The organism is Paraburkholderia metrosideri (assembly GCF_904848625.1).
Taxonomy (GTDB): domain Bacteria; phylum Pseudomonadota; class Gammaproteobacteria; order Burkholderiales; family Burkholderiaceae; genus Paraburkholderia; species Paraburkholderia metrosideri.
This window is the reverse complement of sequence record NZ_CAJHCP010000001.1, coordinates 566,986-592,744: the sequence shown is the minus strand read 5'-3', so window position 1 is coordinate 592,744 and position 25,759 is coordinate 566,986. Positions and strand designations below refer to the sequence as shown.

Sequence of the window (25,759 nt, the reverse complement as noted above, 5' to 3'; positions counted from 1 at the left end):
ATAAATTCATTTTACTCCGCTCCCCGCTCCATCGAGAATGAGCGGATTGGATTGCTACGGATCGCCGCCAACCGGTTCCGGAAGACGATCCGGCAATCGTCCAGTCCCCAGGAGTGAGATATGACCACGACATCGACAACGACAACGACATCGGATTGGGCCGCCAGGCAATACGTGCTATTCGAAAATGAGCGCACGCGGCCGGTCAGAGACCTGATCGCGGCCATCCCCGCAACGGACGCGCGCCTCGCGGTCGATATCGGCTGCGGCCCCGGCAACTCCACCGAGGTCCTTCTCGCGCATCTGCCGGGCGCGGCGGTCAGCGGTATCGACAGTTCGCCCGACATGATCGAAGCGGCCCGCAAGCGTCTGCCGCAATGCCAGTTCGATATGCACGACGTATCGACGTGGGACGCCCCCGGACCGTACGACGTTATCCTGGCGAATGCGGTGTTCCAATGGGTTCCCGACCATCAGCAGCTGTTTCCATCGCTCGTGAAAAAGCTCGCGCCGGGTGGCAGCCTCGCCGTGCAGATGCCGGACAATCTCGACGAACCGGCGCACCGTGTGATGCGCGAAGTCGCCGCGCACGGGCCATGGGCGGACCAGCTGAAGGGCGTGGAGCGCACGCTGCGGCTCGGCGCCGACTGGTACTACGGGTTGCTCAAACCGCTGTGCGCGCGGGTCGACGTATGGCGCACCGTCTACCATCACCCGCTTGCAGGCGGGGCGGACGCGGTGGTCGAATGGTTCAAGGGCAGCGCGCTGCGACCTTTCCTTGCCGCGCTCGACGACGCCCAACGCGAGGCCTTTCTGCTGCGCTATCGCGACGAGGTCGCCAACGCCTATCCGGCCCTCGCCGACGGCACCGTGCTATTGCCGTTTCCACGGCTTTTCGTCGTCGCCACGCGCTAGCCGTGCGGTAGCCAACACAATGGCCGCAAGGCTTGCGGGACAACGGCGGGCCAAGGGCGCTCAGGCATTGCCGCTAGTTAATTCTGCGTGATATTGTTGCTGTAAGCAAAGGACGGCGATCCGCCGTCCTCATCGGAAGCAACTTTCAGCAGCGAGCGTCGCCATGAGTGATGTACGCCACCATCTGAGTCCCCGTGACCGTCTGGAGCTGTTGTGCTGGCTCACATGCGGAAGCCTTGGCGCTTATTACCTGAATGAGGACTGGCCCGACGCGGCATTTCACGTGCAGGCGGCCCATAAATGGCTCGACCGCCGCTCGCGCGAAGCCGACTGGCTGTGCATTGCGAAGCTGTCGGCTACCGCCGTGGAAATCGCGAGACGCCACGCGCGCTTCGTCGATACCGACTGGGCACGCGACGCGGTCGAAGAAATACTGGATACCGACGAACTCGATCCGCAAGCGCGCCTGCTCAGACAGGTGTTGGCGGATTGCCAGAACGCATTGGCGGATAAGCGAATCGCGGACTGAGTGACCGGCACTGCACGCTTTGACCGGGCGTTTTATCCCGCTCCGCGTGCAGCGCCCTTCCCGCGTTAAAAGTTATGCCGCAAACCCACAATCACGGAAAGCTGCTTATCCGTGTCCGAATTGACGAGGTTCGGAATCTGCGCAAGGTTCTCCGTTTCCCCCGTCGACGGATTGATTCCCAGCCCTGCACCGGACGATTTCTGCCCAATTGCCACGGCGTACACCGCCGTGCGCTTCGACAGGCTATACACGGCGCCCAGATTCACCTGGTGAATGCGTGTCGACGAACCGCCCGACGGTTTGGCGTCGTTGAAAATGTACGCGAGACCTAATTGCAAATCGGGCGAGAGCGCGTAAGTCGTGTTCAATTCGGCAATGTCGAACGAAATATCCGCGCCGTCGGGCCGCGCATCCGTCGCGAAGTACTGGCTCTCCGACAATCGTGTATGCGTATAGGTCAGCGCGACATTCGCCTTGCCGAACGCATACGATCCGCCGGCCCCGAATATCCGCACCTTGCTGGCGTCCTGCAACAGACAATACGAGGCGCTTGCATTCGCGCAACTGAAGTCGCCGATATATCCGCTGGTGCCACCCAAAGCGGCCTGCAAAGGCTGATTCAACTCGAGATATCCTGCACTCAACGACAACGGTCCGTGCGCGTAATTGGCGGCGAGCGACCAGCCTTTGTTCTGCGAGAAATTACCCGCGACGCCGCCGAGGCTGAATAATCCGCCGATCGTCAGCCCGCCAAAACTCGGGCTGATGTACTTGATCGAGTTATTGAAGTTGAATGCTTCGTTCAGGTTGTCGACGTCGCCGAAATGCGAGCCGTATAGCGTCGCCCAGTTATTGCTCGATGCGTACGCACCGAGGTAATCGGAGAAAGGATCGTATTGGCGACCGAGCGTCACCGAGCCGTACGTGCCGTTGCTGACGCCGACCCACGCATTGCGGTTGAACAGCGTGTTCGATTGCAGCATCGCGCCGTTGCCGGTCAGAAAGCTGTTTTCCAAGGTGAAGTTGACGGTCGTTCCGCCGCCGATATCTTCGGTGCCCATCAGGCCCCAGCGCGACGGCACCAGATTGCCGCCCGCCAGTTGATAGTTCGCGTGGCCGCTGGTACTGCCGTCCGCGTGTGTCGTCTGCTGGTTGGTGGTGTAGACGAGGCCGGCGTCCACCGTGCCGTACAGCGTGACTGAAGATTGTGCGTGTGCGCCGATCGAAAGGCCGAGCGCGGCCAGCGCAAGCGCCGAGCGCTTGACGAATTTGTCTGCCATGGTTTTCTGCCGGAAGTGAGTTGGGCTGCTTTTTCTGCGGACGTTGAGCGGATTTGCGCGGACGGGTTACTGGCCGAAGCCTGCGTAAATGTCCGGCCGCTTCTTGCGCAGGATGAGACCGATCAGCACGCCGATCACCGCCACGCCGAACACGATCCACGGAAACGACTTGACGATCGGACTATCGGAGCCGCTGAGCGCGTCGAGATTGCGCACCAGAATCACGCCGATATACACCAGACCGATCCCGCCGAGCAGCGGCGCGATCAACGAGTGCCACACGCGAGTGTCCTTGCGCGTCTTGCGGAAAAAAGCGATCACCGAAAAACTCGTGACAGCCTGCAACATCACCACACCAATCGTACCGAGCGCCGAACTCCAGCTAAACACGATGTTGAACACGTCGCTGCCCGCTGCGATATAACACCCGAGCAGCACGACCACCGACAGCGTTTGCAGATAGCTGGCGACATACGGTGAACGGTATTTTTCATGTACACGGTTGAGTACTTGCGGCAGGATGCCTTCCATACTCAATGCGTGGATATAGCGCACCAGGGTGTTATGAAACGACAGCAGGCTCGCGAAAATACTGCTGAGAAGAAGGAAACTCATCACCGTCGTCACAGCGCCACCCAGGTACTTGCCCGACTGAATGAACCAGAAGTCGCCGGGTTGTTTGGTGGCGACCGACACCACGTCGGCGAGACCGTATGCGCAAACAATTGTCCACGTGACGAAAGCGAAGAACACCAGAATCAGCACAACCGAGACATACGTTGCGCGCGGCACGGTTACTTTCGGATCGCGGCATTCCTTGCCGTAGATTGCGGTCGCTTCGAAGCCGATAAACGACGCGAACGCGAACATCACCGCAATGCCGAGGTGCCCGCTAAAAACATGTTCCGGCGAGAACGGCGCCAGCGTGAGACCGTTAGGGCCGCCGCCGTGAATCAGGATCGCGATCGACAGCAGCAACAGGATGCCGAGTTCGAGGCACATCAGCACGCCGAGCAAACGGCTATTCAGATCGATGCCGCGAATGCCGGTGAATTGCACCACCGCCACGCAGATCAGCGAATATCCGTACCACGGCAACGCGGTGTGAAGAAGCGGCGAAAGGATGACGGTGCAGAAGAATCCAAATAGCCCGTACAGCGCAATCTGGATGAAGGTGTACGACATCAGCGCGACGAGCGCACCCGCCATGCCGAGCGGACGTCCAAGTCCTGCGGTGATGTACGCGTAAAACGCACCGGCACGCACCACGTGCCGGCTCATCGACGCAAAGCCGACGCTGAAAATCAACAGAATCGCCCCGGCAATCACGAAGGCGCCGGGAATGCCCGCACCGTTGCCGAGGCTGATCGCGGGCGGTACCGCACCCAGCATGCCGGTCAGCGGCGCCGCCGCGGATATCACGAGAAACACGATCTGCCACAAGCCCAGCGTATTGCCCTTCAATTCCACGGGGTTCTCCGCGTCGACCAGACTGGTCGGCGAATAGGGTTCGTTCATCGCTGCCTCTATGTTATTGGCTAGTCTGAAACTCGCCAGAACCCCACAAAGGCTGGTTATGGCGCTCGTTTGACCGACGTCAAATGCTTCGGGCTGAGCGCATGTTAGGTAGCTAAAAAATAAAACGACTTCGCGAACCGCGCCAAATTTTCGATAAACCGCGCCAATAGTGGCGCGATTGCCGGTTTCGCGGGTTTGTACTTAATCGCCGTATGAATGCTTAGGAAACCGGATTTTCCTTGTTTTGAAAGCTGTTGTAATTGGCGGGCTTTCAGTCGTGAAAGCAGGGTTCCATGCATCGCATACTTTTTACTTTTTCCAGTTACGCGTAGCACGCCACAACACGGTTGCATCGGCATAACCGACTGCGCGTGCAATGGCCGCGTTAGTCAGGCCGTCGCGTTCCTGCAGTCCTGCGACGCTGCGCTGCCGCTCCTCGCGCAGAATCTGGCGCACCGACGAGCCCTCCTCCGCGAGATGGCGTTGCAATGAACGTTGTGAAAGGCCAAGGTCTTTCGCGATGTCCGCGACGATCAGCTTTTCGTGCGCGAGCCGTCGTGTAATCAGGTCGCGAACCTGCTCGACGATGCCGTGCTGGATCGCCTCGTTCGCAATCAGGTCGGTCGCGTGGCGTTCCATCATTCGCGCCATCTGCGTATCAGCGCTTTTCAGCGAAGCATCCAGATCCTGAGGACGCAGAATCACTCCGTTGAAAGGCTGTTGAAAGCGCACCGGCACGCGAAATATCCGCGCATAGGGTTTCGTATCTGCGGGCGCGGCATGCTCGAAATGCACTTCGACCGGATTCCATGCCGAGCCGCGTACGAGCCGGATCATGTGGCACATCGTCGAAATGCTGTACTCCGCATCCTGACGACGCGGCCAGATTTGCGGACTGGCAATCTGATATGTCCAGATCGGCCACTCGTCGTCGCGCAGTACTTCACAGGTCGTCGTGTTCTGCCACGACGCGAGGGCGAGCGTGAACTTGCGCATCGCTGCGTTCAGCGTCGGCGACGACAGGAACACGAGTCCCGCCGGCCCGAGTTCCGTCAATTGGACTTCACTGCCCAGCCGCAAGCCGAGCGACGCTTCGTCCAGCACCTCCGCTGCGCGTTCGAATGCGGCCACATAACGCGTGAGCGGCAGGATTTCATACGGGTTGGACAGCAGCCTCCGGCTCATGCCGAAAGTTTCCAGCAGCGCGTCGCAATCCGCGCCAGATTGATCCAGTGCGCGCAATACCGGTCCCATCACCGCGGCGCGGACCATTGCGAAGTTGCCATTCAGCGTGACTTTTTTCATCTCGAGCGTCTCCTCCCAGTCTTCGCTTGTGGATTGCCAGGGTCATCCCTTCCTGGCGCACTTTATCGTTCAAATGGCGCGTTAAGCAAGCGCGAAAATATTATTGGGTTCCTACGATTTGCCATCGACTCAGCGTACACCGCTCGTCACTCCGGTCCACGAGCACGCTGTCCGGTCCAGCAAACTTCCTGACGGGAACCTTATGAACACGAATGCCAAGAAAGCTGCTCACACCCCTGTTCATCCGCTCGATCCGTTGAGCGGGGAAGAAATGCAGCTTGCCTGCGATCTCGTGAAAGCCGCCGAAAAACTCGACGGGCACGCGCGCTTTCCGATGGTCGAATTGCGCGAGCCGCCGAAAGCGGAAGTCGTGGCGTTCAAGACGGGCGAGTACTTTTCGCGCACGGCCTTCGTGCTGGCCATTGACCGCTCGAATGGCGCGACGATCGAATTCGATGTGGACCTGAGAGAAAAAAGAATTGCGTCGCGCCGTGTGATGCCGTTCGATCAGGCGCCTTATGGTCAGCCGCCGATCATGATCGACGATTTCATGAACGCCGAGCAGATCGTCAAGAACGACGAAGCGTGGCGCGTGGCAATCATGAAGCGCGGTCTCAGTGAAAAGGATCTGGAGCGCGTCCAGGTCGATCCGTTTTCGGCTGGCGCGTTCGATCGCGAAAACGAAAACGGCCGCCGTCTGGTGCGTTGCGTGAGCTATTACCGCGACACGCTGACCGATAATGGCTACGCGCATCCGATTGAAGGCGTGATGGCGGTGGTCGATCTGCTGGAAAAGAAAGTGATCGAACTGGTCGACGACGGCCGCATCATTCCGGTTCCGCGCGCCAAGCACAACTACGACACGCCAAGTCTCGGCGAGCCACGCAAGACCCTCAAGCCGCTGTCGATCGATCAACCTGACGGCCCGAGCTTCACGATCGACGGCTGGCATGTCAACTGGCAGAACTGGAATTTTCGCGTCGGCTTTACGCCGCGCGAGGGGCTGGTGTTGCATCAACTGTCGTGGGATGACGGCAAGAGCACCCGGCCGATTATCTATCGGGCGAGCGTGACGGAAATGTGCGTGCCCTATTCCGATCCGACCACGAATCACTACTGGAAAAGCGCATTCGATGCGGGCGAATACGGCCTCGGCAAGCTCGCGAACCAGCTCGAACTCGGCTGCGATTGTCTTGGCACGATCCGCTATTTCGACATTCCTTCCGCCGACGATTTCGGCAATGCGTTCACGATGAAGAACGCGGTATGCATGCACGAGGAAGATTACGGCACGCTGTGGAAGCACTACGAATTCCGCACGGGTGTGTTCGAAATGCGCCGTTCGAGGCGTCTGGTGATTTCTTTCTTTGCCACGGTCGGCAATTACGACTACGGCTTCTACTGGTATCTGTATCAGGACGGCACGATTCAACTCGAATGCAAGCTGACCGGCATCGTGCAAACCTCGGCGGTGGCGGACGGCGACTCGTATCCATGGGGCGGCATGATCACGCCGAACCTCGGTGGTCCGACGCATCAGCACTTCTTCAATGCACGCATGCACATGATGGTGGACGGCGAGCGCAACAGCGTCTCCGAACACGAATTCGTACCGCGTCCGATGGGCGAATCGAATCCATATGGCAACGTATTCGACACGACCCGGCAGGTGTTCAAAACCGAAAGCGAAGCCGCACGGCTCGCAAACGGCAGAACGGGTCGTTACTGGAAAGTCACTAATCCGAATGTGAAGAATGCGGTCGGCGCGAATCCGGGCTACAAGCTGATCGTGAACGACTCGCCATTGATGCTCGCCGACGAGAAGTCGAAGGTTCGTCAACGCGGCGGCTTTGCGACGCGTCACGTCTGGGTTACACCGTTCGATCCGGCTGAGCGTTATGCGAGTGGCGATTATCCGAATCAGCATTCGGGCGGTGATGGCCTGCCGCGTTATATCGAGGCAAACCGCAATATCGAGAACGAAGACCTCGTGTTGTGGCACAGCTTTGGCCACACGCATGTGTGCAAGCCCGAGGACTTTCCGGTAATGCCGGTCGAGTACGCCGGCTTCATGCTCAAGCCCAACAACTTCTTCTCGGCCAACCCGACGATGGACCTGCCGGCCGAGCGCGATCTGAACAGCGTCGAAGATGGCAAGTCCGCCGATCATGGCTGCTGCAAGCACTGATCTGCGCGTCATGCGCGGCGCGCAGCACGCGGTTGGCAAATCAGGCGTGCTGGCGGCGTGCGCGGCCGGTGCCGCAAGTGCGGCGTGCGTGCTTGTCGCTAGCGGCTGCGCGGCGTTGTCGATGCAGGCCGGTCTCGGCCAACAGGCCAGCGCGAGGTGGATGAGCGCGCTGGCTCTGGTCACGATGATGGGCGCGCCGTTGCTCATCGCGCGCTCGTCAAGCCGCTACACCACGCTTAAAACGGCCGCGACGCTGATCGCCACGATGAGCGCCATGAGCGCTGTGCCGGGGTATCTGAACGGTCTTCCACATAGCCATGCCGTTGCCGTGACGATGATCGTCGCAGGCGGCATCCTGCTGCTGTTCTGGTTGCGATCGAATTCTGGTCGCACAGCCTTCAACGCACATCACCCTGTCGACGTGTCAGTTGCGGCAGTTCGTCTGAACGGCGCGACCGTGATGCCCGCGTTGCTCGCATTGTTTGCGGGACTATCGAGCGGCAGTCTCGCGCGCTTCCAGTTATTCGCGTTGTGCGGCGCGAGTGGCGCTCAACCGTTATGGCAAATCGCGCTGCTGTTCACCGCCGTCTGCGCATTGGCCTGCATGGCAGACCGCTCGCGCAACAACAGCAACGGCATGCTGATGATGTTGTACCTCGTGCGCGCCGGCTTGATCGCCGCACTCGCCACCGCCGACAAGCCTGCGCTTGCACCATTCGCAGCGAAGATCTTTCTGCTTCTCGACTGCCTGACGATTCCAGCGCTCGCGAATCTGCGCGGCAATTCAACGACCGCATTGAGCGTGACGTGTCCCGGCATCCTGCATCACATCGGCATGGTGACAGGTGCCGCGTTATCGACCTCCCGTTACTTTTTCGGCGACGCTTTCGTCGTGCTGTTCGCGCTCAGCGCAGCAGCAAACCTGATATGCGCGGCATCGTTAGCGACGCTTTGGCGCGGGCGGCAACCCGCCTCTGCTACGCGCGAATCGTTGCCACCACTAAGCGCATTCATCCAGTCAAGCAATGCGTCACTCACTCACACGCCTGAATCAATGCACTAACGCCCCCAACGGAGACAAAGCACCATGAGCGATCACCATCCTGCTGTGACCTTGCCGCACACCATGTTCATCAACGGCGAAAAAACGCGTGGCACGTCGGGCAAAACTTTTCCGGTATTCAACCCGGCTACGTCAGAAGAAATTGCGCAGATTCCCGACGCGTCGGAATCGGATATCGATCACGCGGTCAGAACCTCGAAAGCGGCATTCGAATCGGACGCATGGCGCAGAATGCCGCCGGCCGCTCGCGAACGCCTGCTGCTGAAACTCGCTGATCTCGTCGAACAGCACACCGACGAACTCGCGACGCTGGAAACGCTGAACCAGGGCAAGCTGATCGGCTTCTCGAAGATGCTCGAAGTCTCGGGGAGTGTGCAATGGCTGCGTTATATGGCGGGCTGGGCCACGAAAGTCGAAGGCACGACCTTCGATCTGTCGATCCCGTTTCCTCCCGGCACCCGTTATAACGCATCGACCCGGCGCGTTCCTGCCGGCGTCGTGGCCGCGATCGTTCCGTGGAATTTCCCGCTGCTGATGGCCGTGTGGAAGATCGCGCCCGCCCTTGCATGCGGCTGTTCAGTCGTGCTCAAGCCCGCCGAAGAAACCCCGCTGACGGCGATCCGGCTCGCTGAACTGGCGCACCAAGCCGGCTTTCCTGCAGGCGTGTTCAACGTGGTCACAGGGCGCGGTGAGACGGCGGGCGCGGCGCTGGTCAAACATCCGCTGGTGAACAAGGTCACGTTTACGGGGTCGACCGAGGTGGGCCGCATTATCGGCCGTCAATGCGCTGAAGATCTGAAGCGTGCGTCGCTCGAACTGGGTGGCAAGAGTCCGGTGATCGTGCTCGACGATTGCGACCCGCGCAAGGCGATTGAAGGCGCGGCGGGCGCGATCTTCTTCAACCATGGGCAGGTTTGCACGGCCGGTTCGCGCCTGTATGTCGCGCGGTCGATTTACGACGACGTGGTGCAAGGGATTGCCGCCGTGGCCGACGGTATCGCGCTGGGCTCCGGCTTCGACGCAGCGACCCAGATGGGCCCGATGGTCTCCGCACGTCATCGCGACAAGGTGGCCGGCATGATCGCGCAAGGCAAACAGGAAGGCGGCGAGATTCTGTCGAACGATGCGCGGGTGGACGGCAATGGCTACTTCGTGCGCCCGACCGTCATTGCCAATCGCGCGTGCAAACCGCTGTCGGTCGTCAAGGAGGAAGTGTTCGGTCCGGTTCTCGTCGCGATGCCCTATGACGATCTCGATGAGGTGCTGGCGCAGGCAAACGCTTCCGAATATGGATTGGGCGCGAGTGTCTGGACCAATCAGCTCGACAAGGCGCTGCGACTGGTCGATGGTATCGAAGCCGGCACCGTGTGGGTCAACACGCACAATATGGTCGATCCGGCGATGCCGTTCGGCGGCTTCAAGGCATCGGGAATCGGCCGCGAGCATGGCAAGGCGATTATCGACGCCTACACGGAAAGCAAGTCGGTCTGCATCGCTTACTGAGTCGCTTACTGAGTTCCGCCTGAGCACGCGTTGAAAGACGCGTTGCCCGCGCGACGCGTGGCGATCGTGGCGATGCTGCACATGTACAACACGCAGCACGGTCCGTCAGGCGCCACGCGGGCAAGCAAGTAAAATACGGGGAGTTCGCGCCGTCGCGCGTCACCCTCCCCGGCTGAAAATCTTGAAACGCAAAATGCCCGCGCTGAATGCGCTAAAAGCCTTTGAAGTGGCTGGCCGCACGGGCAGCTTCACACGTGCCGCGGAATTGCTGAACGTCACGCAAAGCGCGGTCAGCCGGCAAGTGCGGCAACTCGAGGCGCAACTCGGCGAGACGCTCTTGCAGCGTCACCATCATCATCTGGAACTCTCGGCTGCGGGCCGTATCCTGCTGCAAGCGCTCCAGCAATCGTTCGACCGGATCGAGCTGACCGTGCGCAGTTTGCAGGAGAAAACGCACCGTAACCGTCTGCGGATCAATGCGCCTCCCACCTTCACCAGCCGCTGGCTGATGCCGCGCCTTGGGCGCCTGCGCGACGCGTATCCCCATCTTGAACTGAGCCTGTCGACACGCATCGACGACAACCTGGCCGAATCCGGCGTACTCGATTGCGCGATCCGTTTTGGCAATGGTGAATGGGAAGGTTTCGACAATCGTCTGCTGATGAACGAACGGCACATTGCGGTGTGCGCACCGGGTCTGCTCGCGCGTCAGGCGGGCCGCGCAGCGATCGATCTGAATCAGTTCACGTTACTGCACGTGCTGGCGAGTGCGGATCAGCGCTATCTCACCTGGCAGCACTGGCTGAAAGCAGCCGGCATCGACAATGTCGACACACGCGGCGGTTATGAATTCGATCTGCTGGATCACGCGATTCGTGCGGCCATTGACGGCCTCGGCGTCACCATTGCCGATCGCCACATGATCGCGCGGGAACTGGCCGATGGGCAACTCGTACAGGTGCTGAATACGCACGTTGATGGGCATCAGTCTTATTGGCTGGTGACGCGCGAGAAGCACAAACAGGAAGAATTGCCGCACGTCGCGCTGTTCCGCGACTGGCTGCAACAGGAAATCTGGCTGAGTGAACGGGCGCTCGATTCGTCGGAATCGGCGCCGTTGGGTTCGCTGAGTCAGTTGAGTCCGCTGGGTTGAGTCCGCTGGGTTGAGTCCGCTGGGTTGAGTCCGTTGAGTTGAGTCCGTTGAGTTGAGTCCTCTGCCTCAGACGAAATAAGCGGGCCAGTCAGGCCGCAGCCGCCATGTCCGCCACCACAGGTTGACACACCGATTGGCTCAGCGCGTCTTCGAGAATCATCTCAGCGCCTTTCTCCGCCACCATCATGGTTGGCGCATTGATATTGCCCGACGTGATGTTCGGGAAAATCGATGCATCGACCACGCGCAAACCGCTGATCCCATGCACGCGCAAACGCGCATCGACCACCGACGTACGCGGATCGTCACCCATCGCGCACGAACCACACAGGTGATAGATCGAACCCGATTGTTCGCGGAAATACTGCAGAAAGCCTTCACGCGTATTCACCTGCGGTCCCGGCGAGATTTCCTCGATAGTAACGGCCTGCAGTGCCGGTGACGACATCACCTTACGCACCAGTTCGCACCCCTGGATCACCTCGTCGATATCCTTCTCGGTGGTCAGCGCATTAATGCGGATCTTCGCGGCGTCTTCGGCGCGATTCGACGCGATTTCAATCGAGCCACGGCTGGTCGGCCGGCATGGATTGAACGCCAGCAGAAAGCCCGAATACGGCTCCGGTTCGAGATTCGCCTTATTGCTCTTTGGAATCCGGTACGACAGCGGGTTGAAGTACAACTGCAAATTCGGTTGCGCCTCTTTCTCGCTGCCTTTAAAGAAGCCGCCCGACTGGTTCACGCTCATCGCCAGCGGCCCTTTACGTGTGAGCAGATATTGCAGACCGAGTTTGAGCTTGCCGAGCAATGGCCGCATCTCGTCGTTCAACGTCTTCATGTTCGAACGATAGTAGAAGCTCACGCACAGATGGTCCTGAAGGTTCTGCCCGACTGCGGGCAAGTCCTTGACGAGCGCAATGCGATGCCTGTTTAGCAGCGCGCTGTCGCCCACACCCGACAATTGCAGCAGCTTCGGCGAATCGACCGCTCCCGCGGACAGGATCACCTCGCGATTCGCCACGAATCGCCGGGCGACGCCGTTCTGCATGACGCTCACGCCAATCGCTCGCTGGTTGCCGTCGAATAGCACGCGGTTGACCAGCACGTCACGTTCGACACGCAGGTTCTCGCGCGACAACGCCGGATGCAGATACTCGAAGCTGCTCGACGAGCGCTGGCCACGACGCGTATTCACGTCGTAGATACCCGCGCCTTCGAATTGCGCGCCATTGAAATCGTCACTGCGCTGATAGCCCGCCTGATCACACCCTTTCAGGAACACATGGCAGATTGGATGCGCCGCGTCTTTCATCGGCGAAATGCTGATCGGGCCGTTAGCGCCGTGATATTCCGTATTGCCCAGCGGATGCGATTCGAGCTTGCGGAAATACGGCAGCACGTCGCGAAACGCCCAACCCGCATTGCCGGCGGCAGCCCAATCGTCGAAATCGTGCGGCTGGCCGCGCACGAAGATCATCGCGTTGATCGAACCTGAACCGCCCTGCACCTTGCCGCGCGGACAATAGATCGGCCGGTTGTCGAGTTCTTTTTCCGGTTCGCTGTAGTACATCCAGTTGTAGGTTTCGTTGTAGTACGTCTTCGTGAAACCCACTGGAATCTTGAACCAGAACGAGCTGTCCTTGCCGCCCGCTTCGAGCAGCAGCACCGAATAGTGTCCCGACGCCGACAGACGATTGGCGAGAATGCAGCCCGCCGAACCCGCGCCGACAATGATGTAGTCGTAATTCATGCTCTATGTCGCCCGCAGGCGCTCAATCTATTGAATGCGTATAAAAGCGTGGGCTGGCTTCAACCCCTGGCCGGCGCGAGATCTTTCACGTCGGCGGGTTGTGCGGCCATTTGCAGATGCAGACGCTCGCCGGTATACGGCGTGTGCTGTTTCACCACTTCCATGTTCAATTCGACGCCGAGGCCAGGTTCCTGCGAAGGAATGATGTAGCCGTCTTCCCATTGAATCGGTTTCTTCAATACGGCCGCATGGAAACCGTCCCACGTGCCGATGCTTTCCTGAATCAGGAAGTTCGGTGTACAGGTCGCAAGCTGAATGCTCGCCGCTGCGCCAATCGGCCCGTTGTACAGATGCGGCGCGATTTGCGCGTAGTACACCTCGGCCAGCGTCGCGACTTTCTTGGCTTCCAGCAAACCGCCCACGCGTGCCACGTTCAATTGCAGAATCGATGCGGCGCCCGCTTCGAGCAGTTTGAAGAATTCATACTTGGTGGTGAGCCGTTCGCCAGCGGCAATCGGAATGCTGGTGTGCTGCGCGACTTGCGCCATTGCACCTTCCTGGCCTGGGGGCACCGGCTCTTCGAACCACAACGGATCGTATTTTTCGAGCCGCTTCGCCAGCCGGATCGCGGACGACGGCACCATCTGACCGTGCGTACCGAACAGCAGATCGGCCTTGTTACCCACTGCTTCACGCACGCGCCGGCAGAAGGTTTCGCAACGGTCGAGTACTTCCATCGACAGTTGATGTCCCGAATACGCGGTGTACGGTCCAGCCGGATCGAACTTCACGGCGGTAAAGCCGCGCTTGACGTTTTCAAGCGCGCATTCGGCAGCGAGATCGGGATCGTCGTAGTCGTATTCGCCACGACTGTTCTTCGGATACAGATACGTGTATGAACGCAGCCGCTGATTCACCATGCCGCCGAGCAACTCATACACCGGCTTGTTAGCCGCCTTGCCGATAATGTCCCAGCACGCCATTTCCAGACCGCTAACCACGCCCATCATGGTCAGATCGGGACGTTGCGTGAAACCGCTCGAATACGCTTCGCGCCAGAGCCGCTCGATATGATGCGGATCACGGTCCAGCAGATAGCGGCCGAATACGTCGTCGATGATGGGGGCCATCGCTTTCGGATGAAACGTCGCCGAATAGATTTCGCCGACACCCTCAATCCCGCAATCGGTCTTGAGCTTGACGAAGATCCAGTACATGCCGCCAACGTGCGGCGGCGGAACAGCGACGATATGCGTTTCGAGCGAGACAATTTTCATTTACGCACCTTCTTGACGGTTAAGCATGTTTCTCAGCGCGAGCCCGGCAAAACCGCCGAGCGCCGCCATGACGGCTACATAGCCGAAGTACAGTTGATAGCCGAAGACGCCGGGGAACGTCTGCGTCAGATAGCCGTTGATCAACGGCAGGAACACATCCGGCGAATAACCGAGTACGGAGATCAGGCCGATCGCGAGGCCCATCGTGGTAGCCGGAATATTGCAGCGATCGAGCAACGACCAGTACAGGCCACGAATCGCGTAAGTCAGAATGCCGATGAACAGCACGAGGAAAACCAGCAGTACATGGCTCGAAATGCGCGGCGCGGCCATCAGTCCAAGCAACGACAGCGCGGCGAGAAAGAGCGCAATAACCAGCACCGATACCTTCGAATAGCGGTCACCCAGAAAGCCACCGCCAATGCCGCCGATAGGACGCATCCACAATTTCAACGTGGTGATCGTGCCGGCCATCACGACCGTGAGTCCGATGTCGCCTTCATGCAGATACGCGGAAAAACTGTAGGTCGCCCAGAACACCTGATAACCGCAGAACACGATGGCCGCGACGAGCCACAACTCGGGAATGGACGCGAGTGCTTTCAATTCGACCAGCACGTTGCTGCGTTGGCGCGCCGAGCGATTGGCCACTGCGTCTTGCGTACCTTGTGGATCTTTGACCAGCGCGAGCACGACGCCCAGTGCAATGCAAAGAAACGCGTACAGGTAGACGACCATCTTGAAGCCGACTGCGACCGGCTCGCCTTTAGTCTGCGTGACCCACGCAAACAGCGTGATGGCGATGGTGGCGAGCATCGCTTCGATCAGCCCGCGTCCGCCGTCGAGCAGGCCGAAGAAACGGCCCTGCTCCTGCGAACCGGCGATCATCGTCACGCGCTTGATCACAGCCGCCCAGAACGTCAATCCCGTCGACACACCCCAGCCGCCGAAGATCAGCATCAGGATGTGAAACGACGGTGCGGTCGAATACAGCAGCCCCAGCAGGCCTGTCGCGATCAGCGAGAAGCAGATCAGCAGACGCGGTGCAATCCGGTCGGCCAGCCAGCCGCTCGGCAGATAACTCAGCAGAAAAATGGTGCCCAGCGACGAATACAGATAGCCCAGTTGACTATCGGTAATGTGGAACACTTCGAGCATCGTCGGCTGATAAACCTGCCGCAGATACAGGATCGGATAGATTGCGCCGGCGGCGAGCACCAGCAGCATCAACTGGATATAGCGTTGCGCCTTGGTTTTGTCCAACGCGGCTTGTGCGTCGCCTAATGCGGACGCTGCATGGGTTTGAACGGGCTGTGACGACACGTGAGCGCTCCTGAGAGACGCAGCGAAAGGCCGGGTCTCCAATGTGTTTTGTTTTGGATTGGCAGCACGCAGGCTGCGTTTTCAGGGATTGAAAAGAGCGCGCGCCGGGATTTTTGTGATGTAAGTGCGACGCGCGCCGCTTCGGTTTTGAACTTCAGTACTTCAATGCTTTCAGTACTTCATGACGACGAGACGGGTCTGCGTGAATTCGAGCATGCCGTGCTTGCCGTCGTCGCCGCCGAGACCCGAGCGTTTCCAACCGGCGTGGAAGCCTTGATACGGATCGGCAGGCGTGCGGTTCACGTACAACTCGCCTGCCTCGATGCCGTTGGCGACCTTCATCGCCCCGCGATAGTTCTCCGTATACAGCACCGACGACAAACCGAACTGGTGGTCGTTCGCCATCTCCAGCGCCTCGTCGAGCGTGCTGTATTTGACGACCGGCATGATCGGGCCGAAGGTTTCTTCCTGGATGATCTCCATGTCCTGATGGCAATTCGTTAGCAACGTGGCCGGATAGAAAAAGCCCTCACCCGACGGCAGCTTGCCGCCGGTTTCGAGCTTCGCGCCTTCTGCGATAGCGCGTTTCACCATTGCGTGAATCGCTTGACGCGATGCTTCGTTGACGAGCGGTCCCATCAGCGAAGGCTGTTCGCTGCGGTCGCCAAATTCCACCGCGCTCATCTGCTGTTTCAGCAGCGCGACGAAACGGTCATGCACGCTTTCATGCACATAAACACGTTCGATGGCCGTGCAAAGCTGGCCACAGTGGGTGGTTTTCGACGCGACGAGTTCACGCGCGGCTTTTTGCAGATCGGCATCCGCTTCGATGATCGCGGGCGTCTTGCCGCCCAGTTCGAGCGACGGCTTCGCAATGTTCGCCTTGCAGTAATCGAGCACTTTGCGACCGGCACCGACGCTGCCGGTCAGCGTAATCATGCCGATCTTCGGATGCGTGCACAGTGCTTCGGCGGTTGCATGATTCATCGCGAGAATGTTCACGACGCCCGCAGGCAAACCGGCTTTCTCGACGGCTTTGGCGATTTCGAATGCGGAGGTCGGGGTGTTGTTGCTCGGGCGCACCACCACCGTATTACCGGCGATCAACGCAGGCGCGACCTTGCGCATGAACGTATAGACCGGATAGTTGAACGGAATCAGGCAGGCCACTACGCCGATCGGCTCGCGATGCAGCACGAGATTTTCGTCGCGCGTATCGCTCGGAATCACTTCGCCTTCAATGCGGCGCGCCCACTCAGCGTGATAGCGGGTGATCTGGCCGGCGTAAATCGCCTCGTTGGTCGCGTCCGCGACGCTTTTTCCCGACTCCAGCGCGAGCGCTGCGCCGATGCTCGGCGCGCATTCGGTCAGCGCGTCGGCGAGTTTGTGCAGATAGACCGCGCGCTCGGCGGAAGGCAGTTTGCGCCAACCCTTTTGTGCAACGGCTGCAGCGTCGACGGCTGCAATCGCCTCGGCCTGCGTCGCGCCCGTGACGTGCGCAATGGCGGCCCCTGTGGCCGGGTTGTAGACGGCGATGAGCTCGTCGCTTGCCGGTTCAATAAACCGGCCGTTAGCAAAATTCCGATCGAGTCGCATGTCGTCTCCTGAGATGCTGGGTGCAAAAACCGCATGGTCCCTGGCACTCGATTTCATGCCAAAGGGGAATGATTGGAATTTTTCTCCTCGGCACCGCGGGCCACAAGCGAATAATTTTCTGGACAAACATTCGAAAAAATCATGTTTATCCAGGGATTTGCCTCATACGTGAAACCCATCTCGATATGCAAAATCCGGGCTTCGTAAAAAAGCAGCGGCCCGCCAGATTCGATCCGGATCAGGCCAGCTCAAGCCGCAAAGGGCCGCTCATACCAACATCTGGAGCTCTCGATGAAAAAGAACCAACTTGCCCGCGCCACCCTCGCTGCATTCACGACGCTCGCGTCGCTGGCGGCCACGTCCGCCTTTGCGCAAAGCAGCGTGACCCTGTACGGCGTGCTCGACGAAGGGATCGACTACACGAATAACGTCAAAGGCGGCGCCGTCTGGGAAATGGCAAGCGGCTATGCGCAAGGCAGCCGCTGGGGCATGAAGGGTTCTGAAGATCTGGGCGGCGGCAACAAGGCCGTGTTCCAGCTCGAAAACGGCTTCGACGTCGGGTCAGGAAAGCTCGGCCAGGGTGGCCGGCTGTTCGGGCGGCAGGCTTATGTGGGTCTGAGTAACGACAGTTACGGCACACTGACGCTCGGCCGGCAGTACGATTCGGTGGTCGATTACCTTGCGCAGACCACGGCGAACGGCAACTGGGCTGGTTACCTGTTTGCGCATCCGTACGACAACGACAACACCGACAACTCATTCCGGCTTGGCAATAGCGTTAAATACGCGAGCCCGAACATCGCGGGCTTCCAGTTTGGCGGCGTGTACAGCTTCAGCAACGACACCAACTTCGCGAACAACCGCGCATACAGCTTCGGCGGTCAGTATGTGAACGGCGGCCTGCTGGTCGCGGCGGCCTATCTGCAGGCGAACAATCCGGGCGTGGGCTCTACGGGCGCGATCACCGCAAACGACGCGAGTTTTATCGCCGGACGCATGCGGATATTTGGCGGTGGTATCAATTACACGTTCGGCTCGGCAACCGCGGGTTTTGCGTACACCAACTCGACCTACAACGACCCGACCGGCAATGGCTACATCGGCCTGCCGCTCGTCGCAGAGGGCGGCCAACTGAATACGCTGAGGTACCAGAACTTCGAGGTGAACGGCAAATACCAGCTCACGCCGGCGTTCTTTGTCGGCGCGCAGTATGTGTACTCGCTGGTGAACTACGACGCTTCGTCGGGTAACGTCAAACCGAAGATTCACTCGGTGGGTCTGATGGCGGACTACAACATCAGCAAGCGCACCGACGTCTATGTGCAGGGCGTGTATCAGAAGGTCGCGGGCGACTCGACCCAGTCGATTCTCGACAACGCGTTTATTCCGGGCACCCAGGCGCCGTCATCGACGGATACCCAGGTTGCTGTGCGCGTCGCGCTGCGTCACAAGTTCTGACGCATTCGAACACGGCGCGTGTGAAAAGCGCGCCGGTCGGGGCAGACCGGTTTCATTTGGGTCTGCCCGAGTCTGCCTAAGTCTGCCTCACTCCTCCACCATCGCCTTCAATCGCGACAACGCGTGGTCCCACTGCTGCGAGATCACATCGAGCGCGCGACGTGCGTCGTCGAGGTGAGCGGCTTCGAATTCCCACAGACGCTCACGTCCCACCTTCACGTCCCGCACCAGTCCCGCGTTGGCCAGCACCTGCAAATGCTGCGTCACCGATTGTCGCGTGATGTCCGTGCCGGCCGTCAGTTGCGCGATCGACATGGCCGTGCCCGCGCACAATACGGCGATCAGCCGTAGACGCGTTTCGTCGCCAAGTGCTGCAAAGATCGGCGCGGATTTTCGCAGCGCCGACGGATTCAGTTTGCCGATGGACTGGCCACCGGTGGACCGGCCAGAAGCAGTTTTAACCGTTGGCGACATGCTTTTCGATGTTGACGATCTGATGGTCCCAGCCGCCGTTATTCATCCGGAACGCGTCTTCACGGCGTGAAGCGGGAATGCGGTCGAAGCCCGACTCGACGACTCGCAGCAACGTGCCTGAGTCGACCTCGGTCAGTTCGAACACGACCAGCGTGGTCGGCTCCGACGCGTAGTCATACGATGGATCGATCGCGGCCGGATGCCAGCGCCACGACAGGTGATGTTCCGGCTCGACCCGTTCGATAGCGACGGATACGACGATATGTTCATATCCGGAATACGTGAGCGTGCCCTGTACCGGCTGCCCCGCGACGAACTGCTTGCCGGTGAAATTCACGCCGAACCACGTGCCGAATTCCTCGGCATTGGACAGCGCGCGCCACACTCTGGCGCGTGGCGCTTTCAACAGAATCTGCTTTTCAATCCGATCGGTCGATGTGGTCATATGCAGCCTCCTGACTGCATATTAGGAGAGCGACTGCCGATATGCAAGGAATTGACTGCATATTGATCTTCGAGTGTGCGCCGCGAGCCCTTGTGGCCGTTCCGGCTCGCGCCACAGGACTAGCGGCGCAAATCACGCACCCGTCACACGTGTCAACGTCTCACTCCGTAGCATGCGCATGCACCACGCCCGTGTGCATCGACCACGCCATCCACGGACGGCGCAGCGCGACGATCGCCACAAACGCGCATGCGGCCAGTGCGCCGAACGTCGCGAAGCCCATCTGATAACTGCCGGTGCTTTCCTTCGCGATACCCATCACGACCGGCAAATAAAACCCGCCGATGCCGCCCGCTGCGCCGACGATGCCCGACATCAAGCCGGTGCGACCCGCCCAACGATGCGGCACCAACTGGAAGGTTGCGCCATTGCCGAGGCCAAACGCCACGTACATGCACAACAGCAGCGCGATACCGCCCGCCATCGACGGCATCGCCGCGGCGAATACGAAGTCGCATAGCGAAATGATCGCGAGCAGGAAGGTCAATGCGCGCACGCCGGAGACCTTGTCGGCGATCAGACCGCCGAGCGGCCGCACCATCGCGCCGGTCGCGGCGAGCAAGGCCATGAAGAGCCCCGCATCGATCTTCGACAGTTGATACAGGTTGGTCAGCAGCAACGCCACATACGACGACATGCCGACAAAGCCGCCAAAAGTAATGCTGTACACCAGCATGATTGCCCACGTATCGCGTTCGCCGAGCACCGACCGATAGCGCTTCGGCAACACGGCAATCGCCAGCAGTGCGCCGATCACCGGCAACAGCAGCACGCCGGTTTTTCCGGAACCGAACAAGCCTGCTTCGACCAGCAGCACGAGCACGATCAAGCCGACCAGCGTCACCGCGAAGCTGCCGAATGCGCGCAACACGCTACCCGATTTGATACCCGCATCGTTGGCCCAGAAGTACAGCGTGATCGCAGCAATCGCGAGCAACGGCAAGGCGCCGCCAGCAGCCATCTGCCAGCCATAATGCGTGGCCAGTTGCGGGAACAGGAAACCGTCGAGCACCGCGCCGATATTGCCGGCGGCAGCGAGGCCCAGCACGAGGCCCTGAACCTTCGCTGGATAGTTGCTGCCCGCCATCGGCAACGCGACCGCGAAGCTCGCACCGCCTACCCCCAGGAACACGCCGAGTACCAGCAGCATGTTGTATGACGGCACTGAGTGCATCGCGGGCAGCACGATGGTCGGCACCGCCGACAACAACACGCCCATTAACGCAATGCGTTTGCCATGCGCCGACTGATAGAGGTTGCCGAGCGTCACGCGCAGAATCGCCGCCGACAGGACCGGCACCGCGACCAGCAAACCTTGTTGCGCGGGTGTCATCGCAATGCTCTTGCTGATGAACGGCGCGAGAGGTCCATACAGCACCCACACGGTAAAGCCGGTATCGAAATAGAGGAAGCACGCGACCAGTGCGCGCCAGTCCCCGCTCTTCAGGGAGGCCATTACGTTTTTCATCAGACATCCTCACAAAACTGATTTTTCGACTGTCCGGCAGTGGCGATGAACGCGATGCACCGGCATGTCACGTGATTGAAAATACCGGCCTTGACATGCAACCTCCATGCCATCCGGGTCCGCCTTTTTGAAGCTGTTTTCAGACTCGACCGCATGCTCTTCGACACGCTGGCTACCGCGTTTTGAACCGCCGTTTCAAAGCGGCTTTCGCGATCAATAAACGTCGCGGGCGTAGCGCTTTTCTCGCGAAAGGCGGCTCACGTAGTCGAGCGCTTTGTCGTCGCTCATGCCGCCATGTGTTGCGACGATTTCCTTGAGCGCCAGGTCGACATCCCGTGCCATCCGGTTCGCGTCGCCGCATACATAGAAATGCGCGCCCTCTTCGAGCCATGCCCAGAGTTGCGCACCCTGCTCACGCATGCGGTCCTGCACGTAGATCTTGTCGGCCTGGTCGCGTGAGAACGCGACATCGAGCCGGGTCAACACACCGCTGTCGCGCATGGCTTCGAGTTCGTCGCGATAGTAGTAATCGGTGGCGGCATGTTGTTCGCCGAAGAACAACCAGTTGCGGCCCTGATCGCCGCGTGCACGACGCTCGTGCAGGAAGCCGCGAAACGGTGCGATGCCCGTGCCGGGACCGACCATGATCATCGGCGTGCCGGCGTGATGAGGCGGACGGAAATGAGCGGACTTCTGCACGAAGACCGGTACGTCGATATCGCTTGCACGGTCGGCGAGAAAAGTCGACGACACCCCTTTCCGATGGCGGCGGCCGTTGCTGTAGCGCACCGCGGAAACCGTCAGATGAACTTCACCGGGATGCGCTTTCGGACTCGACGCGATCGAATAAAGACGCGGTTGCAATCGCTTGAGCATGCCGGTCAATTCGATCGCGGTGAGGTTGACGGGAAATTCGTGCAATACATCGGCGAGTTGCTGACCCCATAGCCATTGCTTGAGATCGGCTTTGCGCTCTGCTGTCAGCAGATCGCGCAATGCGCCATTGCTGCTGCGTGCCGCGATCAGCGCGAGTGCGTCCGTACCGGGCCGCGCGATTTCGTAGTGGGTGCTGAGGGCATCGGCCAGACGCATTTCGCCGGCACCTGGAACGTGTACCGGAGCGTCCGCAGTTGCGCCGCTCAGGCTGATCAACTCACCGACCAGTTCGGGACAATTGACCGGCCATACGCCCAGTGCGTCGCCCGCTTCGTATTCGAGGCCGGCGTCGCGTGTATTCAGCGAAACATAGCGCGTGTCCTTCGCTGCGCCGTGCCGGTTCAGGCGCAGATTGCTGACGACGCGCGACGCGGCCGGCCGCGTTTTGGTCGGCACGGCACCGGGCACGACCGCATTGATCATTCCGCCTGCCGGCACCGCATGCAGCGCGGCATCCTCTTCATTGATCCGCACGATGATGCGTTCGAGCCACCCGTCTGCGCTCTGCTGATATTCACCGTCGCAATCGACGCGATCCATCAAACGCAGTGCGCCTTGCGTAGCGAGCCGCTCGTCGAGACGGCGTCCGTGACCACAGAACTGATCGTAGTTGCGGTCGCCCAGTGCGAGTACCGCAAAGCGCACGCCATCGAGACGCGGTGCGTCGTCGGCGCTCAATTGCGTCCACAGACTTTGCGCGTTGTCGGGCGGATCGCCGTCACCGAAAGTACTCGTCATCAGCAGCACGTATTGCGCTTTTGCCAGCGACGCTGCCTGATAGTCGTCCATGCACGACGTGCGGATTTCAAAGCCCGATTCCATCAGGCGCGTGGCGTAACGTTCGGTGAGCGACTCCGTGTTGCCGGTTTGCGAGGCCCACAGTAACGTCACTTTCGGTCGCGCGCGAACGATACGTACGCCGGATGCCGCTGCCGCTTCCGACGCCACAGTCGCAGCCGGCAATGCCGCAGGCGTCGCGATACCGGCGGCCCCGCTCCGGCTGTAAAGACCGGCCAGCAGACCATCCACGTACAGGCGATGGTTCGCATCGAATGGCGCGCTTGCGGGCAAAACCGGCACGCCGTCGAGCCCTTGCGCTTGCGCCGATTGCAGTGCGCTAACGAATCCGGCCAGATACGCTTTCTCCGTTTCGCTGAACGACGGCACCGGTACCTGCGGCAGTTGCAGAAGATTGTTCAGTGCTTCAATACGTGGCATAACCTGATCCTCAATGCTAGCCATGCCAGCGCTCGTTTGTACCGGGTCGGCAGCAACGGCGACAGCAGCATCCATTCGCAACTCGTCGTCACTGCTCGAAGCCGGCTCAATCGTGTCGACCGTGACCGCAGTCAGCGCGACTGCGCAGAACTTCAGTTCAGGTTGCTGCGAGACCGGGTCGATCGCATCGCTCGTTACCGCGTTGATGCACAGGTCGTCGCCGAATACGTCGTTCCAGTGCATCGGTGCAAAGCAGTTGCCCGCGCTCACGCGTTCGGTGATGACCGCGGGCAACACCGCACGGCCTCGGCGCGAGCGGATTTCGACTGGCGTCTTTGCGTTGATGCCAAGTGCTGCGGCATCTTCGGGATGAATCTCGACGAACGGTCCCGGGTTCAGCTTGTTGAGCATGGCGACCTTGCCGGTCTTTGTCATCGTGTGCCATTGATGCTGCAATCGGCCCGTGTTCAGCACGATCGGATATTCGCGGTCAGGCAATTCGGCGGGCGGCGCATAGACGCGGGCGAAAAACATTGCCTTGCCGCTGGCAGTCGGAAACACGAGTCGCGGGCGGCAGCCGTCGGGCAGTTCGTTGAGCGTCTGACTCACACCGTCGTTGAGATAGCGAATCGGATTGCGATCGGTTGAATCGGTGGCTGAAAGCGGCCATTGCAACGGCGTGTCCTTCAGCCTGCGATGACTTGCGCCGCGCAGGTCATAACCGGTTTTCGGATTCGACGTACCGGTGATTTCGGCAAAAACTTCGTCGGCGCTCGCATAGGTAAATGCAGCGGCGAAACCCATTTCACACGCGACACGCGCAATGATCTGCCAGTCCGGCAATGCAGCACCTGGTGGCTCGATGCCCTTTTGCATCAGCGTGAGATTGCGCTCTGAGTTGATCATCACGCCTTCCGCTTCGGCCCACAAAGCGCCGGGCAGGAGCACATCGGCGTAGCGATTGGTCTCGGTGTCGAGAAATGCGTCCTGTGCAATGACGAGTTCGGCCGCGCGCAAACCGTCGATCGCGTTCTGACGATTCGCTACGCTTGCCACCGGATTCGTGCAGATGATCCAGCACGCCTTGATCTCGCCCGCGGTCATTCGCGAGAACATGTCGATCGTGCCTTTGCCGACTCCCGTCTTCAAAGTCCCGCGCGGAATACGCCACAGGTCTTCGATAAACGCGCGGTCGGCGTCCACCAGCACTGAACGCTGTCCTGGCAAACCCGGCCCCATGTAGCCCATTTCGCGGCCACCCATCGCGTTCGGCTGGCCTGTCAACGAAAACGGCCCGCTGCCGCGACGACAGATCTTGCCGGTTGCCAGATGCAGATTGCAGATCGCGTTGGTGTGCCACGTGCCGTGCGTGCTCTGATTCAGGCCCATGGTCCAGCAACTCATCCACTCTTTGGCTGCGCCGATCATCTGCGCGGCCTTGCGAATATCGTCGGCGGCGAGACCGGTGATGCGTGCGACATTGTCGGGCGTGTAGTCGGCCAGAAACTCGGGCATCGCGTCCCAGCCTTCGGTCGCGTCGGCGATAAAAGCGGCATCGGTCTGGCAGTTTTCGTGCAGCAGGTGCAGCAGACCGTTGAGCAACGCGAGATCGGTGCCGGGTTTGATCTGCATGAACAGATCGGCCTTCTCGGCGGTCGTGTTACGGCGCGGATCGACGACGATCAGTTTGGCCCCGGCTTTCACGCGGTCCATCATGCGTAGAAACAGAATCGGATGACAGTCGGCCATATTCGCGCCGATCACGAAGAAAAGATCGGCATGATCGAAGTCTTCATACGAGCCAGGCGGCCCATCTGCGCCGAGCGACAGCTTGTAGCCGCTTCCCGCGCTCGCCATGCACAGACGCGAATTCGACTCGATGTTGTTCGTGCCGACAAAGCCCTTCGCGAGCTTGTTGATCAGGTACTGCGCCTCGATCGACATCTGGCCGGACACGTAAAACGACAACGCGTCTGGTCCGTGTTCATCGAGAATGCCGCGCAGGCGCGAGGCGGTCGTGCTGATTGCCTGCGCCATGGGTAGCGGCGCGGGGTCTGCGTCACGCGCATGGCGGACGAACGCCTCTTCGAGCCGCCCCGACTTGCGCAGCGCGACATGGGCGGACTGCCCCTTCGTGCACAACCTGCCGAAGTTGGACGGATGTTCCTTGTCGCCGGAGATCTTCACGACCTGGCCGCCCTCGACGTGCAGCACCATGCCGCAGCCAACGCCGCAGTAGGGGCACACGGTTTTTACGCTTGACGAGGACATAACGGGCAATGTCGTTGGAGAATAGTTTT

18 protein-coding genes are annotated in these 25,759 nt (G+C 60.1%); 7 read left to right on the top strand and 11 right to left on the bottom strand.

The window, feature by feature from the left end:
• Positions 1-120: 120 nt before the first annotated feature.
• Both tam and LMG28727_RS02520 read left to right on the top strand, forming a co-directional pair.
• Positions 121-915, top strand: coding sequence for a trans-aconitate 2-methyltransferase (gene tam, locus LMG28727_RS02525; protein ID WP_201640722.1), 795 nt, complete (start codon positions 121-123; stop codon positions 913-915).
• 163 nt (positions 916-1,078) lie between these two features.
• Positions 1,079-1,444, top strand: a complete 366-nt coding sequence (locus LMG28727_RS02520; RefSeq protein ID WP_201640721.1) for a hypothetical protein — start codon at positions 1,079-1,081, stop codon at positions 1,442-1,444.
• A gap of 65 nt (positions 1,445-1,509) precedes the next feature.
• Here LMG28727_RS02520 and LMG28727_RS02515 read toward each other — a convergent pair whose 3' ends face one another.
• The 3 genes from LMG28727_RS02515 to LMG28727_RS02505 form a co-directional block, all read right to left on the bottom strand.
• The gene (locus tag LMG28727_RS02515; protein WP_201640720.1) at positions 1,510-2,724 is read right to left on the bottom strand and encodes a porin; all 1,215 of its coding nucleotides are present in this window, start codon (positions 2,722-2,724) and stop codon (positions 1,510-1,512) included.
• A 66-nt stretch (positions 2,725-2,790) separates the two neighbouring features.
• On the bottom strand, positions 2,791-4,242 hold the full coding sequence (locus tag LMG28727_RS02510; protein WP_201640719.1) for an APC family permease: 1,452 nt from the start codon (positions 4,240-4,242) through the stop codon (positions 2,791-2,793).
• Positions 4,243-4,551: 309 nt separating this feature from the next.
• The gene (locus tag LMG28727_RS02505) at positions 4,552-5,547 is read right to left on the bottom strand and encodes an AraC family transcriptional regulator (protein ID WP_201640718.1); all 996 of its coding nucleotides are present in this window, start codon (positions 5,545-5,547) and stop codon (positions 4,552-4,554) included.
• A 202-nt stretch (positions 5,548-5,749) separates the two neighbouring features.
• Here LMG28727_RS02505 and LMG28727_RS02500 point away from each other — a divergent pair, with 202 nt between their 5' ends.
• The 4 genes from LMG28727_RS02500 to LMG28727_RS02485 all read left to right on the top strand — a co-directional run bounded on the left by LMG28727_RS02500 (position 5,750) and on the right by LMG28727_RS02485 (position 11,454).
• Positions 5,750-7,735, top strand: coding sequence for a primary-amine oxidase (locus tag LMG28727_RS02500; RefSeq protein ID WP_201640717.1), 1,986 nt, complete (start codon positions 5,750-5,752; stop codon positions 7,733-7,735).
• On the top strand, positions 7,716-8,798 hold the full coding sequence (locus LMG28727_RS02495; RefSeq protein WP_201640716.1) for a hypothetical protein: 1,083 nt from the start codon (positions 7,716-7,718) through the stop codon (positions 8,796-8,798). Before LMG28727_RS02500 ends, LMG28727_RS02495 begins: the two co-directional genes overlap by 20 nt.
• Before the next feature lie 24 nt (positions 8,799-8,822).
• Entirely contained in the window at positions 8,823-10,301 is a 1,479-nt protein-coding gene (gene styD / locus LMG28727_RS02490; RefSeq protein WP_201640715.1) for a phenylacetaldehyde dehydrogenase StyD, read from the top strand.
• A 193-nt stretch (positions 10,302-10,494) separates the two neighbouring features.
• Complete coding sequence (locus LMG28727_RS02485; protein WP_201640816.1) at positions 10,495-11,454, top strand: LysR substrate-binding domain-containing protein; 960 nt, start codon at positions 10,495-10,497, stop codon at positions 11,452-11,454.
• A gap of 88 nt (positions 11,455-11,542) precedes the next feature.
• Here the strand turns inward: LMG28727_RS02485 and LMG28727_RS02480 are convergent, their stop codons facing one another.
• From LMG28727_RS02480 to aldA, 4 genes are all read right to left on the bottom strand, one after another.
• Positions 11,543-13,204 (bottom strand): GMC family oxidoreductase, encoded by a 1,662-nt coding sequence (locus LMG28727_RS02480; RefSeq protein WP_201640714.1) that lies wholly within the window; start codon positions 13,202-13,204, stop codon positions 11,543-11,545.
• Positions 13,205-13,263: 59 nt separating this feature from the next.
• On the bottom strand, positions 13,264-14,481 hold the full coding sequence (locus LMG28727_RS02475; protein ID WP_201640713.1) for a mandelate racemase/muconate lactonizing enzyme family protein: 1,218 nt from the start codon (positions 14,479-14,481) through the stop codon (positions 13,264-13,266).
• Positions 14,482-15,804, bottom strand: a complete 1,323-nt coding sequence (locus LMG28727_RS02470; RefSeq protein ID WP_201640712.1) for an MFS transporter — start codon at positions 15,802-15,804, stop codon at positions 14,482-14,484.
• 171 nt (positions 15,805-15,975) lie between these two features.
• Complete coding sequence (gene aldA / locus LMG28727_RS02465; RefSeq protein ID WP_201640711.1) at positions 15,976-17,400, bottom strand: aldehyde dehydrogenase; 1,425 nt, start codon at positions 17,398-17,400, stop codon at positions 15,976-15,978.
• 291 nt (positions 17,401-17,691) lie between these two features.
• On the opposite strand from aldA, the gene LMG28727_RS02460 reads away from it, so the two are divergent.
• The gene (locus LMG28727_RS02460) at positions 17,692-18,858 is read left to right on the top strand and encodes a porin (protein WP_201640710.1); all 1,167 of its coding nucleotides are present in this window, start codon (positions 17,692-17,694) and stop codon (positions 18,856-18,858) included.
• Positions 18,859-18,945: 87 nt separating this feature from the next.
• On the opposite strand, the gene LMG28727_RS02455 is transcribed toward LMG28727_RS02460, so the two are convergent.
• The 4 genes from LMG28727_RS02455 to LMG28727_RS02440 form a co-directional block, all read right to left on the bottom strand.
• The gene (locus LMG28727_RS02455; RefSeq protein ID WP_201640709.1) at positions 18,946-19,332 is read right to left on the bottom strand and encodes an ArsR/SmtB family transcription factor; all 387 of its coding nucleotides are present in this window, start codon (positions 19,330-19,332) and stop codon (positions 18,946-18,948) included.
• A complete protein-coding gene (locus tag LMG28727_RS02450) occupies positions 19,316-19,777 on the bottom strand; it encodes an SRPBCC family protein (protein WP_201640708.1) in 462 nt (153 codons plus the stop codon). Before LMG28727_RS02450 ends, LMG28727_RS02455 begins: the two co-directional genes overlap by 17 nt.
• Positions 19,778-19,937: 160 nt before the next feature.
• Complete coding sequence (locus LMG28727_RS02445; protein ID WP_201640707.1) at positions 19,938-21,305, bottom strand: MFS transporter; 1,368 nt, start codon at positions 21,303-21,305, stop codon at positions 19,938-19,940.
• A gap of 213 nt (positions 21,306-21,518) precedes the next feature.
• Positions 21,519-25,730: a bifunctional nitrate reductase/sulfite reductase flavoprotein subunit alpha gene (locus LMG28727_RS02440; RefSeq protein WP_201640706.1), complete on the bottom strand. Its 4,212-nt coding sequence runs from the start codon at positions 25,728-25,730 to the stop codon at positions 21,519-21,521.
• Positions 25,731-25,759: the final 29 nt, after the last annotated feature.